Origin of the sequence: Nostoc sp. C052 (genome assembly GCF_013393905.1) — a bacterium.
Lineage (GTDB): Bacteria > Cyanobacteriota > Cyanobacteriia > Cyanobacteriales > Nostocaceae > Nostoc.
Map to the genome: position 1 here is coordinate 6426911 of NZ_CP040272.1, position 17291 is coordinate 6444201.

Annotated in this window: 12 protein-coding genes; 7 read left to right on the forward strand and 5 right to left on the reverse strand. The window is 42.5% G+C overall.

The window, feature by feature from the left end; translation table 11 throughout:
* The first annotated feature begins 211 nt into the window (after nucleotides 1–211).
* Together FD723_RS26540 and msrA are read left to right on the forward strand one after the other, a co-directional pair.
* Nucleotides 212–859: an MOSC domain-containing protein gene (locus tag FD723_RS26540; RefSeq protein ID WP_179068038.1), complete on the forward strand. Its 648-nt coding sequence runs from the start codon at nucleotides 212–214 to the stop codon at nucleotides 857–859.
* 464 nt (nucleotides 860–1323) lie between these two features.
* Nucleotides 1324–2001, forward strand: a complete 678-nt coding sequence (gene msrA / locus FD723_RS26545) for a peptide-methionine (S)-S-oxide reductase MsrA (RefSeq protein ID WP_179068039.1) — start codon at nucleotides 1324–1326, stop codon at nucleotides 1999–2001.
* A 463-nt stretch (nucleotides 2002–2464) separates the two neighbouring features.
* Here the strand turns inward: msrA and FD723_RS26550 are convergent, their stop codons facing one another.
* Both FD723_RS26550 and FD723_RS26555 read right to left on the reverse strand, forming a co-directional pair.
* Complete coding sequence (locus tag FD723_RS26550; RefSeq protein ID WP_179068040.1) at nucleotides 2465–2806, reverse strand: 4Fe-4S binding protein; 342 nt, start codon at nucleotides 2804–2806, stop codon at nucleotides 2465–2467.
* Nucleotides 2807–2819: 13 nt separating this feature from the next.
* Nucleotides 2820–4502 carry an FAD-dependent oxidoreductase gene (locus tag FD723_RS26555; RefSeq protein WP_256874932.1) on the reverse strand — a complete coding sequence of 561 codons (1683 nt, stop codon included), beginning with the start codon at nucleotides 4500–4502 and terminating at the stop codon, nucleotides 2820–2822.
* A gap of 434 nt (nucleotides 4503–4936) precedes the next feature.
* Here FD723_RS26555 and FD723_RS26560 point away from each other — a divergent pair, with 434 nt between their 5' ends.
* From FD723_RS26560 to FD723_RS26585, 5 genes are all read left to right on the forward strand, one after another.
* Nucleotides 4937–5143: a hypothetical protein gene (locus FD723_RS26560; RefSeq protein ID WP_179068041.1), complete on the forward strand. Its 207-nt coding sequence runs from the start codon at nucleotides 4937–4939 to the stop codon at nucleotides 5141–5143.
* Nucleotides 5144–5378: 235 nt separating this feature from the next.
* A complete protein-coding gene (locus tag FD723_RS26565; RefSeq protein ID WP_179069291.1) occupies nucleotides 5379–6485 on the forward strand; it encodes a precorrin-8X methylmutase in 1107 nt (368 codons plus the stop codon).
* 540 nt (nucleotides 6486–7025) lie between these two features.
* A complete protein-coding gene (locus FD723_RS42225; RefSeq protein ID WP_218651758.1) occupies nucleotides 7026–10661 on the forward strand; it encodes a DUF4912 domain-containing protein in 3636 nt (1211 codons plus the stop codon).
* A 185-nt stretch (nucleotides 10662–10846) separates the two neighbouring features.
* Entirely contained in the window at nucleotides 10847–11776 is a 930-nt protein-coding gene (locus FD723_RS26580) for a hypothetical protein (protein ID WP_179068042.1), read from the forward strand.
* Nucleotides 11777–11783: 7 nt separating this feature from the next.
* Entirely contained in the window at nucleotides 11784–13097 is a 1314-nt protein-coding gene (locus tag FD723_RS26585) for a hypothetical protein (protein WP_179068043.1), read from the forward strand.
* Between the two features lie 93 nt (nucleotides 13098–13190).
* Here FD723_RS26585 and FD723_RS26590 read toward each other — a convergent pair whose 3' ends face one another.
* The 3 genes from FD723_RS26590 to FD723_RS26600 form a co-directional block, all read right to left on the reverse strand.
* Nucleotides 13191–14384: a 4-hydroxy-3-methylbut-2-enyl diphosphate reductase gene (locus FD723_RS26590; RefSeq protein WP_179068044.1), complete on the reverse strand. Its 1194-nt coding sequence runs from the start codon at nucleotides 14382–14384 to the stop codon at nucleotides 13191–13193.
* Between the two features lie 132 nt (nucleotides 14385–14516).
* Complete coding sequence (locus FD723_RS26595) at nucleotides 14517–15383, reverse strand: SGNH/GDSL hydrolase family protein (RefSeq protein ID WP_179068045.1); 867 nt, start codon at nucleotides 15381–15383, stop codon at nucleotides 14517–14519.
* Between the two features lie 144 nt (nucleotides 15384–15527).
* Nucleotides 15528–16916: an ammonium transporter gene (locus tag FD723_RS26600; RefSeq protein WP_372743824.1), complete on the reverse strand. Its 1389-nt coding sequence runs from the start codon at nucleotides 16914–16916 to the stop codon at nucleotides 15528–15530.
* Nucleotides 16917–17291 lie beyond the last annotated feature (375 nt).

Sequence of the window (17291 nt, forward strand, 5' to 3'; positions counted from 1 at the left end):
AGCAGTGCTACGTCTCTACAAGGTTTCTGGGTAGGGTGTTGACTTTGATGAAATTTGGTGATTTTTGGTTCATGCTATTGTCATTGCTTCGCTCCGCTCTCTACGAGACGCACTCGCGAACGCAATTACCACACATAATCAAGTAATATCAAGTATGTTACTTATCAGGCTGAATATCGGTACAAAATTTTATTAGAGGAGATATTAAATTGTGCAAGTTATCTCAGTCAACGTAGGACTTCCCCGTGAAGTACTTTGGAAGGGCAAAACAGTTACAACTGGGATTTTTAAAGAACCAGTTGAGGGACGAGTGATGATGCGAACGCTCAACTTAGACGGGGATAGACAAGCTGATTTGAGTGTCCACGGGGGGAAAGACAAAGCAGTTTATGCTTATCCATTGGAGCATTACGACTATTGGCGGCGCAAGTTACCTGAGATGGATTTTCCCTGGGGAATGTTTGGTGAAAATCTTACCACAGTTGGGCTGTTAGAGGATGAGATTAATATTGGCGATCGCTTCCAAATCGGTAGCGCAGAGGTAATGGTGACTCAACCCCGAATGCCTTGTTATAAACTCTTAATCAAGTTTGGACGGGCTGATATAGTTAAACAGTTTTTAGATAGCCGCCTAACGGGCTTCTACTTTTCGGTGCTGCAAGAGGGTCAAGTCGGAAATGGTGATACTTTGTCGTTAATCAGTCGAGACTCAAATAATGTCACTGTTGCTGATATTACCCGACTTTATGCACGGGAAACACACGACTTAGAACTGTTACACCGCGCCATACAAGTTGAGGCTTTACCTACAGGTTGGCGAGACTACTTTCAGCAGCAAATCGAAAACTTTAAAAAATGAATTTTTGCATACTTGGCTAGCGAGAGAAAGTTGATATTGGAAAATGACTTATGACTTGAGGATTGGATCTAACAGCACAGTTGAGCAATAGCAAATGACCTCGGATTTAGCATTAGTAGTTTTAGCTGCTTGAGATAAATAACAACAACTAATATTATTTTTTCCTGAGTTTATCCTAAATTTTTATTTATCAATTCACCTAGCAAATTTTAATCAAAATATCAGCCCCATCTTTGATAAAAAGGTGATACTCAATATAGCAAATTAATTAAAATAAAGTGCAGATATGCAGAGGGTGAGATGATGACAACTCCAACCCTAGAAGAAATCAGATTAGCAGAAGCCCAAAATCACATAGCCCATTGGCGTAAATGAAGGCGATATTTAAGCGATCGCTATCTAAATGACAAAATAGCTGAATAAACTCGGTTCTTCATCAATTAAATCAAGGAGTTCACAACCTCATGTCAATTCATAATTTTACTCTCTCCCGCCAGTTATTACGCAACTTGTCCATCTATTTGCTAACTGTTGTACTCCTATACGGTGCATATCGTGTGATACTTCCTGCTCCCGCCACTGATATTTCGACTGTTGCACCGAAAGGAAAGCAAGTAGCAGTTTTCGCTGGTGGGTGCTACTGGGGAATGGAAGCGGTTTTTGAGCATCTCAAAGGTGTTTCTGATGTTGTTTCTGGCTTTTCTGGGGGTGATGCAAGAACCGCAGACTACACACTTGTCAGTGCTGGATTAACTAATCATGCTGAATCCGTAAAAATCACTTACGATCCATCAAAAATATCATATAACCAGCTTCTCAAGGTCTACTTTTTGGTAGCCCATAACCCAACACAGTTGAATCGACAAGGCCCAGACTCAGGTAAGCAATATCGTTCGGCAATCTTTTTTGCTAACGATGAACAGAAACAGGCTGCACAAGAATATATCGCTCAACTCAACAAATCGCGAATTTTCGATCAGCCGATTGTGACAAAATTAGATCCTTTGAAAGGTTTTTATCAGGCAGCAGCATACCATCAGAATTATATAGCGCATCATCCGAGCGATCGCTATGTGGTAGCGAATGACTTGCCGAAACTAGCTAAACTTCAAGCTAAGTTCCCTGATATGTATAGCAATTAAGGAGATTTAGAGCATTCACGTCATTTTGAATTTTGAATTGATTCATCCCTTTATTAACGTGAAACCGCTTGTCCGCCGGGAATTGAAATTCCCGTCTCATAGCTAAAGTCATCTGAAGATGACTAAATATCGTCAAAAATCTCCAGTCTACTTCAGTAGACTTAAGCTGTTAGCCCGGAAATTTATTTCCGGGCGGGCATGAAAGCCAACAGATAAGCTATTTCCAGCTTAAATTGACACCAATGGCATCTTGCCCGCCTTATGGACCAATACGGTTCAGTTAAGGGCTACTGGCAACAATTTTGGGTTTTAGAGACGCGATAAATCGCCGTCTGTACAAGTATTTTGGGCTTATCTGAACTGTATTGCCTTATGGACTGGGCGCTCATGTTGCCCACCCCACAAGAGTTAATTGGATATTTTTTTATTTGTCAGTCCCTTTTTATTTTTTGGTCGCCCGCGTCTACGCTTGATAGGGGCGCGGCAGTTGGCGCAGTTTATGGGCAGTATCCAATTCACTATTGTTTTTTCTGCCATATCCCCAACCTAAGGTGCGACGATATTCACCCATGATGCCACGTTCAATTAAATCATCCTCATTAACTGCAACATTGGTATGAGATTCAGGCGCAACATAGAGCGCATCCGCAGGACAATAAGCTTCACACATAAAACAAGTTTGACAGTCTTCTTGCCTAGCGATCGCAGGTGGTTGGTTGGGTACGGAGTCAAAGACATTGGTAGGACAAACTTGGACGCATACATTGCAATTAATACAGAGTTTATGGCTGACAAGCTCAATCATGATCATGCTCCGACTACAATTTTGATACAGAGGATGTGGTTTGAGTGGTTAGCGCTGGTGGTGTAGTGGAGACGCTTTGCGTCTTGTCGCCAGATATCGCATCTGCGATCCAATCACGCCTCACCCATAGCCTTTCTAAGCCACCTGTTGCCTGGTAATAACGCTGATTTGGATCGGTTTCGGGGTAGTCCACGCGAATATGTTCGCTACGCGTTTCCGTGCGATGTAAAGCGCTAAAATATCCCCATCGGGCTACAGCTGTTAGAGCCGCTGCTCGACGAGAAAATTCCACATCGCGCACTGTATCTTGTTTCGGGTTCGCCTGTACCTGCTCCCATAGTTTCTCTAATTTAGAAAGAGAATCCAAAAGTTGCTGCTCAGAACGGAAGTGATTTTTCTCTAGAGGGAACATCTCATCTTGAACACCACGAACGATCGCTTCGCTATCGAATGCGGAAGATGGCGTTTTGTCCGCCTGGGGCGATCGCAATCCGGCTTGACCGGTAGGACGTGCAACCCGTTCATTTGCATGAGCGCCGAGACTCTTGGCAAAAACTGCTGCACCGACTCCAGCCCATTGACCTGTAGAAATCGCCCAGGCGGCATTGGGACCACCACCACCAGAAGCTAAACCAGCTAAGAATTCACGTGAGGCTGCATCCCCTGCGGCATAGAGTCCGGGTACTTTCGTACCGCAACTATCATCAGTCAAACGGATTCCACCCGTACCACGAACAGTACCTTCTAAAACCAAGGTGACAGGGACTCGTTCTGTGTAGGGATCGATATCAGCTTTTTTGTAAGGTAGATAAGCGATGAAATGGGATTTCTCAATCACTGCCTTGACTTCAGGTGTGGCTCGATCCAAACGAGCATAAACGGGCCCTTTTAAGAGTGCATTGGGAAGGAACGATGGATCGCGACGACCATTGACATAACCACCAAGATCGTTACCCGCTTCATCACTAAAGCTAGCCCAACCAAAGGGAACCCCCCGTGTCACTGTGGCATTGAAAGCCGTCGAGATGGCATAGTGATTGGAAGCTTCCATACTGGAGAGTTCGCCACCAGCTTCTACCGCCATCAGCAATCCATCACCTGTATTGGTATTGCAACCTAATGCTTTACTCAAGAATGCACAACCGCCATTCGCCAAGACTACTGCACCAGCGCGAACGCTATAAGTACGATGATGTTGCCGTTGTACACCTCTTGCTCCAGCCACCGAGCCATCGTCAGCCAATAAAAGCTCTAAAGCTGGACTTTGGTCGAGAATCTGAACACCAACACGCAAGAGATTTTTACGAAGTACGCGCATATATTCAGGGCCATAATAACTCTGGCGCACAGATTCCCCATTTTCTTTAGGGAAACGATAGCCCCAATCTTCCACTAGGGGCAAACTGAGCCAAGTTTTTTCAATAACACGCTCAATCCAACGTAAGTTAGCTAGGTTTTTTCCTACGCGATAACGCTCCGATACAACTTTTTCCCAATTATCTGGAGAAGGAGCCATGATACCATTGCCACTAGCAGCAGCAGCACCACTCGTACCGAGAAAACCTTTATCAACAATAATTACTTTGACACCTTGGGATGCGGCTGCCCATGCTGCCCATGCTGCGGCAGGGCCACCACCAATTACCAGCACGTCAGCAGTCAACTGTAGTTCATTTTCGCTATGTGTTGTTAGCAATTACTTGTCCTCCTTTTTGGCGCAGTCAACTTTATACTTTGCTACTGTGAGCAGTTTTTACAGACATCCCATCAAGCTTTTAGATACTCGTGTCAAACTTCTCAGGTTGTGGAAGCAATTTTCAGTGGGTATGCAAAATTATTTACAGCAGTTTGCAAGTAAATGAGGTACAACATGCAGGACTTCAAACTCAGATATAAACAGTTTCTACTCTGTCTTCTGCTTCCTGCTTCCAAACCTATAGCTTTGTATTTCACGCAAAAGAAAACTGCTGTATGTCATTGCATAGACAAAGCCAGCACCTTAAGTGTTTGCATAATATATACAAAGAACGTGTACGGCAAATCACAGTTTACATGATACACTAATTGTTAGCTTTTCAAACATTAAGTCTTACAAAACGATTTTTCATCTGGTTGGAACCGCCATGAAGAGTGATTGCCAATGCGAAGCATTACTATTGCGATGAGCAATTTCGGAATGCGGTTGATGCAGCGATCGCAGAGCAGGAGCAGGAAAAATTAAAATTATTACAGATGATATGGATTATGCTGTTGTTCCAGATATTAAAGGTATTTACAAGCAACAGCAACGTTATCCAAGAAGCTAATATACAGAAAAAATTATTGGCTAGCAGATAGTTTAACTAAGTTAGGTTAAAAGCGTAGATACGCAGTTAATACTACTCGGTTTTTGCATTTTTAACTCGGAATTTGATTTGGGGAAAAGGTTAAAGGGTAAGGGTTAAAGGTTTTTTCTTTCCCTTTCCCCAAAACCCGACAAGTATTGGATACGCAGTGACTTGTCGTCAGACATCGCCTTTCCTAAACGTCCCCTCGACAATAATTAACTTTCATTAAAACGTAATTTGTGGAAATCAAAACTAGCGATCTGACAATTAAGCAGTTAACGCACTTGGTAGGCGGCGGTTTAACTCCGCGGATGGTGCGACATTACCATCAATTGGGGCTGCTACCGCAACCAGTGCGATCGCGCAGCAATTACCGTCTCTACACCCAAAAAGATGTCCTCCGATTGCAACGGATTGTTGCACTGAAGCAGCAAGGGTTTCAGCTAAACCATATCCGTAATATTTTGGAAGTCGAACCAGAAGCCGACACAACGGTTAACCTTATGGGACAACTCCAGCAGCAATATCGCGCTGTGATGCAACAAATTTCTCAGCTGCGACAAACTGCATCAGCATTAGAAGGATTATTGGGGCGCGATCGCCATTGTCAAATTATCCAGGCGGAAGTTTTGGCACAACTGAAGTTACTCGATGTCGAAACTCAAGCTGGATTGGGCGGATTAGAAAATCTCTGGAGTGGGTTAGATGGCGAAATTCATACCCATTCAGAAGCTTTTACCGAATCGCTACAACGTTTATTACCTGATTTGTCTCAGCGTTCGGAAATTGAACAACATTTAATTTCTCAGCTGGTTTTGGCTTGTGGCGATGTCAGTTTAGTGTCCTTTATTAAATTGAGTCGAGATGCGATCGCAGCTAGTCGAGAAGCTTTATCTTCAAGCTGTGAAATTGTTGTCGATACCCAAACGGTTGCTGCTGCTTTAGATCAAACCCGATTACTTCACTTGGGATGCCGCACCGAAACCTTAATTGATAACCCCCATATTACCACCGTCACAGAGGCAGAACTCGCCTTTTGGCAACATCAAGAATGGCGAGAAAAATTGCAGCAAGTTAGTCAGGGTTGTGTCCTGATAGTTGGTTATGCTCCCTCAGTACTTCTCGAAGCTTGTGAAGCGATGTCTAAGCAAAAAATTCAGCCTGCATTAGTAATTGGAATGCCCATTGGCTTTAGCCATGCTCCCGCAGCCAAGCGACAACTGATGCAACAAGGGATACCTTATATTACAGTTGCAGGGACTTTAGGAGGTGGCGCATTAGCTGCAACTGCCCTCAATGCCTTGGTTGAGTCACTAATTGATAAGCCAGATTGTCATTGTTATCTCAAATGAGTATAGAAAAAGAATTGTTTTGACGTAGCACTGCTACGTCTCTACAAGGGTTATGGGTAACGCATATTTAATTTCTGGAGATGTCTATTTAAGACAGTCTCAATGAAACGAGTTTCAAAAACATTGCATGGAAATGGTCTAGGAACTGGAATTTTTACTCAGCACGGGCTAAACCTTAGCTATCTGCTAACATAACTCAGCACCAGCACTACTGAAAATAATATTGTTAAATAATATTGAATTTGTTACACTTTACCAGTTTTAGTAATTCAATAATTCATAACTGTGGCCGTAAGCTACCAACTTGGTATAAGTTGCAATATAACTTAGAAAAATTTATAGTAAACAGACTTTGGCAATTAGAGTATAAATTATCATGCTATACAAACTACAGCGAAGTATAAAAAAGTACAAGTACTTTGAAGTAATGAGAACTAAAGATAACTCAGATGTATAATTAGCGCGTCTCCTCCATAATTCCTAACAAGATCGCGATTTAGGAATGACAGGCTTTCTATTTTTTACTTTAATTAAGGGCATATGTGGCAACAAGAAAAAAAAGATACTTCGATAGTCAGGCTGGCATTATGGGTTGCCTTAGCTACAACCCCGATGGCAGCAACTCTGGTTTTATCAGCGCCAATGGTGGCACAATCTACATCGGAAGCGACCTCTTTCCCACTGCCAACAACAGTGCAAAATGGCTCAAAAGTAAGGATTGATGGTTCTGGTAGCTTGAGTGCAATCAACCAAAGTCTGAAAAAAAGTTTTGAAAAACAGTTTGTTGGCACAAAGGTTGAAGTTGCTGCTAATGGTACTAGTACGGCACTGAAAAATTTGCTAGATGGCAAAATCGACATAGTAGCAATGGGGCGCGGCTTGACACCAGCCGAAAAAGCCCAAGGACTAGAACAAGTTCGCTTGCGCCGTGAGAAGATTGCGATCGTGGTTAGCGCAGATAATCCTTTCAAAGGAAGCTTGACTAGTAAACAATTCGCCCGGATTTTCCGGGGACAAATTACCAATTGGTCACAACTGGGAGGGCCTTCAGAGAAGATTCGGTTAATCGATCACCCGAACACAAGTGAAACTCGCAATACTTTTCGTACTTATCCAGCCTTCAAAACTGGTGAATTTGCGACAGGGTCCAATGCTACCCAGCTAACTGAGGATAATACCGCAGAAATCATCAAACAACTGGGCAAAGACGGTATCAGCTATGTGTTAGCTAATCAGGTATCGAAGTTGAAAGGTGTGCGAGTTCTGCAATTACATCAAGCCTTACCAGAAGATGCGAAATATCCCTTCTCGCAACCTTTAGTCTACGTTTACAAAAAAAATCCCGGCTTAACTATAGTTGATTTTCTCGGCTATACTCTGGCTCCCCCAGGACAGCAGGCTATAGAACAAGCTAGAGTTTCTGAAGCAGAGGCGATCGCAGCCAGAGTATTACAACCTGCTGCTTTTACAGCTTTACCCAATGCCCAGACAACACCAGCAGCTACGCCTTCCCCTAGTGCCACTACTTCTGTATTTGCCCAAAAGCCCTTTGTAGCGGCTCCAGCACAAAATAGTCCAATTGTAAACAAAGAAACACCCTTGTGGTTGCTGCTACCTTTGTTTTTTGTAACCGCAGCTGGAGGATTATTCTGGTGGATTTTGGGGAGACGCCCATCCCCTACAGACAAAACAGATAACTCGCCAGAATCAAATCCTCATTTACCGAACACAGAAAATGGAGAAGCGGCGGTGCTAAATGCCAGCACAACTTCCTCCCTGAATGGAACGATACTTGAGGAACAGCCAGTGTCGCACTTTCAAGAGCAAGAAACCCCTGATCGCACTCCTTTCAACATCTATGCTCAAACACAATCTGACCTGACCCAGAATGCTACTCAGGGGACATCAAACTTAGTCCAAGAGGCAACTAATGGAACCTCAAACCTCTACGACGGCACATCAAACAAAACTAATGGATCGGAAAATAACAACTTTGGAGCCGCAGCTTTAGGCGGTGGTGCGGCTCTGGCAACAGGTATCGGGGCAGCTACCTGGTCTACCTTTAACAACAAAGACACGGAAACAGACTCTATCAATGAGACAATTGAACTAAATAATTATACGGAGACAAATCATCATGAATCTGATGAAATTGAATGGGACATAGAAGCCCCAGCAGCCGTAGTAAATACTCCATATCCTCACCTGGCTAATATTCCAGAAAATACTTCTGATGTGGAACTGCCTTCATCAGAGGTGACAGCCCCACTCCCAGAATTACCAAATCTGCCAGCAGTAACATCTGATTTTGGATATTGGGACACAGCAATTGAAGATCAAGCAGATGAGGAACTTCAAGCAGAGTTGAACTGGCTAGAGAGTATCACCTCAACTGAAGATACAGCCCCAGTAGATGAATTGCCCTTACCAGAGTCTAGCGAAGCGATAGCCGATGTAGAACCATCAGCGACACAAACATCTTCACTGTTAAATTTACCAGAAATACCAGAAGCAGATGCCTTTAACGTGGTGGCGGATGCGGCCGAACCCACTATCGATTTACCAGAAGAAACATCTCCAGCAGTCGATTCTGCTGGGGAAAATGTTGCAGAAACGAACTCCACAGATTTTGCCGCAGCTGCGGCTTTAGCAGCAGGCGTAGGGGTTGGAACCTGGGCTAGTACTTTGGCATCAGATGGCCAAGCCGAAATTGATACTCCGGTTGACAATGAGCCAATTGCCGCCGAAACAGCTATTGGTTTGGTAGATGCAGATGACGAGAGCAGTATTGTGCTGACCCCACATACTTATACATTGGCTCATGTCTCTTGGCAGATTTCTGAAGCTAAGAAAGCCTCGCTACAACAACAGGGAGGCTCTCAATTGGTAGTGCGGCTTTACGATGTGACTGGCATTGACCTAAGTTATCAAAGTCTCAACCTTGTAAAGCAGTATGAATCTGAAGAGACAGTATACGAAGGACTGGTGGATATTCCTGTCACCGATCGCGATTACATAGCTGAAATTGGCTATATCGCTTATGGCGAGTACTGGTTACTCATTGCCCGTTCCGCAGTTCTTCGAGTCTTCAATCCGATCCATCCAGATCCCATCGTTGCTGATGTGCCGATTCCTGATGAAACAGATATTGGCGTGGTAAATGTAGACGTAGATGAAGAGAGCAGTATTGTCCTCACACCCCGCACTCACCAATGGGCTGATGTCTCTTGGGAAATATCCGAAACCAAAAAAGCAGCACTGCAACAACAGGGCGGCTCTCAATTGGTAGTGCGGCTTTATGATGTGACTGGAATAGACTTGAGTTATCAAAATCCTCAGTTTGTCCAGCAGTATGAATGTGAAGAGACAGCACAGGATCGCTTTGTAGAAATTCCCATCAGCGATCGCGATTACATAGCTGAAATTGGCTATGTCGCTGATGGCGATGTCTGGTTATTCATTGCTCGTTCTGCGATCGTTCGTGTTTTCAATCCTGTCCATCCAGATCCCACAACAGATTCTACAGTTTCTCCAGTTGAAAATGTCGCCTTAACAAGCGAAACAGCTATTGGTTGGGCAAATGTAGAAGCAGCAATCCCTGAAGAAGAGATCCCTGAAGAAGAGAGCAGTATTGTCCTCACACCCCGCACTCCCAAATGGGCTTATGTCTCTTGGCACATTTCCAAGACTCAAGCTGAAGCGCTGCAACAACAGGGTGGTTCACAACTGGTAGTGCGACTCTACGATGTAACTGGCATTGACTTGAGTTATCAAAGTCCCCAGTTGATACAGCAGTATGAATCTGAAGAGGTAGCACGCGATCGCTTTGTGGCTATTCCCGTGAGCGATCGCGATTATATGGTTGAAATTGGCTATATTGCTAATGGCGATCTTTGGTTACTCATCGCCCGTTCAGCTAACGTTCGGGTCTTCAGTCGTCCCCACGGAGATTTCTGGTTTGTCGCCGATGCCGAGTTGATTATTCACGGAGCAACCCAACCAAATACAACCGTAAACATTGGCGGTCATAACATCAAAATCAAACCCGATGGTACTTTCCACTTACGTCTCCCCTTTTCAGATGGTTTAATGGACTATCTGATCACGGTAGCTGCTGATGGAGAATCCACAAGAACTATTCATAAGAAGTTCTCTCAGGAAACTTCCGAAAGCTAAGATTACCGTGATTTATCCCCTCTCAACCTACACACTTTCCCCTTTGAGTTAGGTGTGGTGAGAGGGGATTTTATATATAGCGGTTTTCAAATGGATAGAATACACTACTCTAATCCCTAATTCCCTAGTCTTTCAGTTGGGAAAATCGGAAATTCTCGATTGCAGAGCTAAAAAGATTACAAACTATGCCTGATAACTATGAGCTTATTGGTAATAGGCAAGTTTCCATTGAACAAATTGGAAATTCAGTGCCTCCGCAACTTGGGCGTATCTTAGCTCTTAGTATTTTAGAACAAATAATTAAATTTAAATTACCTTTCCCTATAAGTTACTTACCTGAGAATAAAAAACTAGGTTTTCGGCAGAGAAAAAGAAAGTTAACGGAAATTTATGCTCAAAAAGCTAAATCTGCAATTACAGATTTACGTCAAGCTGGAAAAATCTTATCTATACCTCGTTTGAAATACGAAGACAAAGGAAAAATGATCAGATTTTTATCTGCTGATTTTTCTTGGAAAACAGAACAAAATTCTGAAGGTGTAAAAATTTATATATCCTACGATTTGAATGATTCATGCTGGCTGTTCACAGCAGGTATCAATGATAATTGCGAAGAAGAAGATCAATTTGTGATAGATATTAATCCGTCTTACGGTCATGATGAATGGGTTTTGGGAACGTCTTTAGTTAAGCTTTGTGCGAAAGCTATTGATACACAGTTATATACATCTCTTTGGAAAGCTTTTGAGGAAAAGTTAACTGAAGCTACAGGAAAAGCAGATTTAGTTCAGTTATCTGGATATTACCAATACAATGCCCGAATTAGTGGAATAATAACTTTTCATCCTCAGTTAAATGTTAAACCACTTTGGCGTGTAATCCAATGTGTAACAAGGTGTATTGGTACTGCTGCCCAACTTTCAGCTACAGAGCTTGCAGAACGATGGGGTGTGAAAGCAGAAGATGTCTTCTCCTATCTTCAATCTCTACGAACTATGGGCTACGAAGTTAGAAATCACAACACAAACCCACAAATTCCCAAAGGTAAGTATTTGATTCCTTACGCTTTTCCTACACTAAATCCTAAAAGCGTGCAACTTCGCAAAAGTCTATAAACAGATCATGAATGAACTACACCTGAGAGTCTATATAAACAGAAGTGAGTTGGTCTTACCTGATGGAACAATTCAATACTTTCAAGAAGGAGTAATGAATCAAGCTGCAAAGATATGGTACCAGAAAATAGCGGTAGAACTATCTACAGGTTACTTGGAAAGACAGATTTTATTTTGCAAAGATTATTCATCGGAACTTAATTTCTTGGTTTTGAACCAAGAACATAAATATCTTTTAGATAGGCTTGTACAGTTAGTGACTGCCGGTGTTGGTAAAGCATTACTAGCTTTGTCAATTCTCCAGTTGTGCGTGAAGGCAATTGAGCCAGAGCAGAGTATTAGGTTACACAAAGGCAGTAGTAGGGCTACAAAAGACTTTTCTTGGTGTGATGGTATTTCTATGCGTACTCTCGATACGCAATACATTACACCTGTGTTAAGAAAACATGAACTACTAAACTTGAATGCGGATGGTTTCATGATGACACGCAGTTTAGCAGAAAATTACCCATATTCATCTGTATATAAAGCCAACATGAGAGGCGCACGTTCTGAGTGGGTAAGTCTTGTTGAGGCAATTGAGAAAGACGAAGTAGTTTCTGAAGTAGCACTGCGTTATCTTCTTTCGCAACTACTGAATCAAGCAGATAACTTTAGAAGATTAGCTTTACAAACTATTGAGGATCTGACCTTATTTCTAGGAGCAACAGTTATTGATAAAGGCATTTCATTAAGTCTCATACTGCGTCACATTAATCAATCTGATTATGCGGCTCGTTTAATGGAGATAGCTATGCATAGCTTAATGCAGGCTATGCAAGAACACCAAGTTTTTCCCGACAGTTTGCTAAAACCACTTTCACAAATGCGTTCAGCTAATAAGAAGCATGGCAACATTGGTGATATTGAACTTTTAGAGGATAGGCAAATTGTGGAAGCTTGGGATGCCAAGTATGGTAAGTCATACTTTCGAGATGAGATTGAGGAATTATCAGAAAAATTGGAAGTACATCCCGCCGTTAGAAAGGCTGGTTTCGTTACAAGTCTTGAAGTTGAACGAATTGATGAACTGATGCCTAGATGTAATGAAATTGAAGAAATATTTGGGATATCCCTGGAAATAGTTACTTTTAAAGAATGGGTAGAGCTACAATTTGCTCGTACATTAGCAGAAGAGACAACAACTGAGCAAGAACTTGCTTCTGCTTGGCTCATAGCTTACACAGAATCTTTAGCGCAGCGACGTAGGGAAATTGTCCCAATTGATGAGCCATGTTATCAATGGCTGCTTAAATTAAACGAGACTTTGACAATTAAATAGCTAAATTCTACTGATCGCTGTAACAACTATAATGTCATTCCCCTCCAACCAGATTCTCTCCTTTTAGGAGGAAATGGAGAGAGGGGATTTAGTCTATTTTTTGACTGCAAAAATCTTCTCAATTACATCTTCTACTACCTTATCTGGCGTAGAAGCACCAGAAGTAATTCCCACAGAAATTTCTCCCTTTGGCAACCAGTTTTCTGTAGTTATTAACTGCCCATTTAATTGTCGATGTTCAATGGAATTTCCTGATTTCAAGCGTTCAACAGTATCAATATGATAGGAAGGAATTTTCCGCTCAAAAGCAATTTGTTGCAACTGAGTAGTATTCGATGAATTAAACCCACCAATTACTACCATTAAATCTAAATTATCTTCCACTAACTCCAACATGGCATCTTGACGTTCTTGGGTAGCGTCACAAATGGTGTTGAAGCTTTGGAAATGCTGATTTAACTCAATAGGGCCATATTTCTGCAACATAGTCCGCTCAAAAAGCTTACCGATTTCCTCAGTTTCACCTTTAAGCATAGTAGTTTGGTTGGCAATGCCAACTCTTGCTAAATCTTGATCGGGGTCAAATCCAGCTGAACAAGCTTTAGCAAATTTGGTCAAAAATTCTTCACGGTTCCCGCCATTGATAATATAGCTAGCAACATATTCTGCTTCTGGCAAATTTAATACTATTAAATACTTGCCAGCAAAAGAACTAGTCGCAACTGTTTCTTCATGTTTATATTTACCGTGAATAATGGAAGTATAATCAATTTTTTTGTGCTTTTCTACTGTATTCCAAACTTTAGATACCCAAGGACAAGTAGTATCAACAATTTTGCAGCCTTTATCGTGAAGTATCTGCATTTCTTGAACGCTAGCCCCAAAGGCGGGTAAGATGACGACATCACCAGTTCCAACAACAGAAAAGTCTTTATTCTTTCCTTCAACAGGGATGAATTCTACTTCCATTTCCTGCATCCGCTGATTTACAGAAGGGTTGTGGATAATCTCGTTAGTAATCCAAATTTTTTCTGTAGGGAAGTGCTGACGGGTTTCGTAAGCCATTGCTACAGCTCGTTCTACACCCCAGCAAAAGCCAAAGGCTTTTGCTAGTCGGATTGTCACATTGCCCCGTTGTAGAGTGTAATTGCGATCGCGAATTTCTTGAATCAAGTTACTCTGATACTCTGACTGCAACTGAGTAGCAACTTCTGCTTGATGACCAAAGCCCTTGCGATTGTAATTTTCTGAATGTTGGAGGCTGCGCTTAAAAGCTTTTGTATCCATGAGATTTGTCTACTTAAACCACTATTTATTATTTTCTCGTGCCCAGACGCGATTTATACAGAGTTGTATTCAAAGATATTATCAGAGGGGGGGGGAAGGCAAAAGGATAAGAGGTAAAAGGATTTAATGCCTTTACCCTTTCCCCTTTAACCTTTTACCCTCTTTTTCTTGCTGGGGTTTTAATTCGATCTCGCTATAAATCTGCAATGCAGAACGCCAAACTATATAACCTTCTGGACTTAAGTGCAAGCCATCAGTAGTAAATTCGCGGCGGAGATTTCCTTGTTTGTTGGTAAACAGGGGATGTAAATCGAGATATTTGACATCTTTTTTGGTACAGATGCTTTGTAGTTGCTGATTCAACTCGCGAATGCGACTATTGGCAACAGCCAACAAGTTTCCTCGTCCTTTCCAGGTTGCATCCTCTGCCCCATGTGGCAAAATCGACTGAACAACAATTTGTGCTGTGGGATGTGTCTTTCGTAGGTAATTGATAATTTGCCGTTGATTATCTAAAATTTCTCCATCACTCATCCCCCGAATAAGGTCATTAATGCCAATCATCACAAAAATCACCTCTGGCTGGGTGCGGTTAAATATTGTTAATCTTTTCAAGAGACCATTACTGGTTTCGCCAGAAATTCCTTGATTGAGCCAACTTTTACCCTCAGGTAATAACTCAGGAGGAAACCACAAACTCAAAGAATCTCCCGCCAGGATGCTTAAATGCGGAGGACGTTGGTCAGCAGCCACCTTGGCTTCTTGCTTGAGAATATCTACCCACTCCTGGTAAGTGAGTTGGTGACGGCGACCTAAATCAGGTGTAGCAATTGGGCGATCGCTATTTAGGTTGATTGCCTGTGGGGATGTTACTATCCCAAAAAAAGCGGCCAATCTCTGCTGTTGCCAAATTAGCAGAATGACCGCCAACATTAGGATGCCGTTGGTTAACAGCGAGAAAAATGCCCAGAGAGGAAAGGTTTTAAAAGAAGTAGACACGACTAGCGAAATTTACCAATTATTTGAATCAAATTTTAACGCTAGCGATCGCAAATTAGCCCAATTTTGGATTTTGAATTTTGGATTGAAAGAAAAATCTAAAATCTAAAATCTAAAATCCAAAATTGAATGACTCCCTACTCCCTACTGAGTCGGACGATCGCCAAACTCGGAGTTGTAACCTTCTTCGCCGTGTTCGTTGATATCTAAACCTTGCAATTCTGCTTCCTCTTTAACTCGCAGCCCGACTGTAGCATCGATAACCTTGAGAATAATCCACGTACCAATACCTGCGATCGCATAAGCAACGGCAATTGCTACTAGCTCAACTCCCAATTCACCAAGATTACCACGCAGCACTCCTTCTTTACCTCCACCGTTGACTTGAGTCGTGGCAAAGACTGCGGTTAAAATTGCCCCTACTGTACCACCAACCCCATGCACGGGATAGGTATCTAAAGCATCGTCAATTTCTAGCTTGTGCTTAAAACTAATGGCATAGAAGCAAACAAAGGCGGTGATGAAACCAATTAAAATCGCTGATAGCGGTGTGACAAATCCGGCGGCGGGAGTAATGCCAACTAAACCAGCAACGGCTCCTGTCGCTGCTCCCACGGCGGTTGGTTTACCCCGCAAAGCTGCTTCTAAAATTAACCACATTAAAGCCGCCGCCGCCGCTGCTGCATTGGTGGCGACAAAGGCTGTGGTTGCCAAATTTGTAACTACAGTGCCAGAAGTTCCACTAGCAACTGATAGGGCACTACCAGCGTTGAAGCCGAACCAACCAAACCACAGCAAGCCAGCACCTAACAAAATAAATGGAACGTTGTGCGGTGGGCTAAGGCGATCGGGATGGGTTTTCCGGGGACCAAGGACGATCGCTGCTACTAGGGCTGAAACACCGGAACTAATATGAACTACTGTGCCACCTGCAAAGTCGAGGGCACCCAATCCACCATACAAACCTAAAAATCCACCTTTCGCCCATACCATGTGAGCTAGAGGGGCGTAAACAAAGGTTGACCACAGTAGGACAAACAGTGAATAGGCGCGGAAACTCATCCGTTCTGCGATCGCTCCAGAAATTAAGGCTGGGGTGATAATCGCAAACATGGCTTGATAGATCATGAATGCCTGGTGGGGTATCGTTCCGGCATAAGAGACGACTTCCGGCGGATTTGACCCTTTAAGATAATCGGTGACTTCTAACCCGACACCATTCAACCCAAGCCACTGCAATCCACCGATAAAGGGTAAACCTGGCGCAAAAGAAAGACTATAGCCCCAGAGAATCCAGGTAACTCCCACAATTGCCATTAACACAAAGCTCATCATCAATGTGTTTAAGACGTTGCGCGATCGCACAAATCCACCATAGAAAAATGCCAATCCTGGTGTCATTAGTAGTACGAGCGCTGCTGAAATCAGCATAAATGCTGTATCTCCAGTATCAGCAGTAGGTGGAGCAGCAGCAGCAGGGGTTTGGGCAAAAGCATTACCCATCAACGGCCCTGCCAAAAACAGTAGGGTCATAGCCCCAACGATCACAAATTTCTTCAACACTTCTTTCTCTTCCTAAGCACCGATGATTTGTATACTTAACTACATTTGATTACTTTTAGTTTCACATTTTTGTCTTTAAAGTTACTTAACCTGAATTTTCTGGAAATGTTAACAAAAATATAATCCTGATTGTAGTTGCCAAGATCGAAATAAGGGTGTATTGATGCAATGATTGCATCTTTTTTTTAGAAGAATAGCATTTTATTCAAGCACTACAAAATTCCAAATTTTTAGTTACTTACTGTTACAAACCAAAATAATTCTGAGAATAGATAAATATTGTAAATTATAGCCAGTATTCTCAGGAAATTTACACAAAAAATATCTCATGAGTTCTCTTCATAT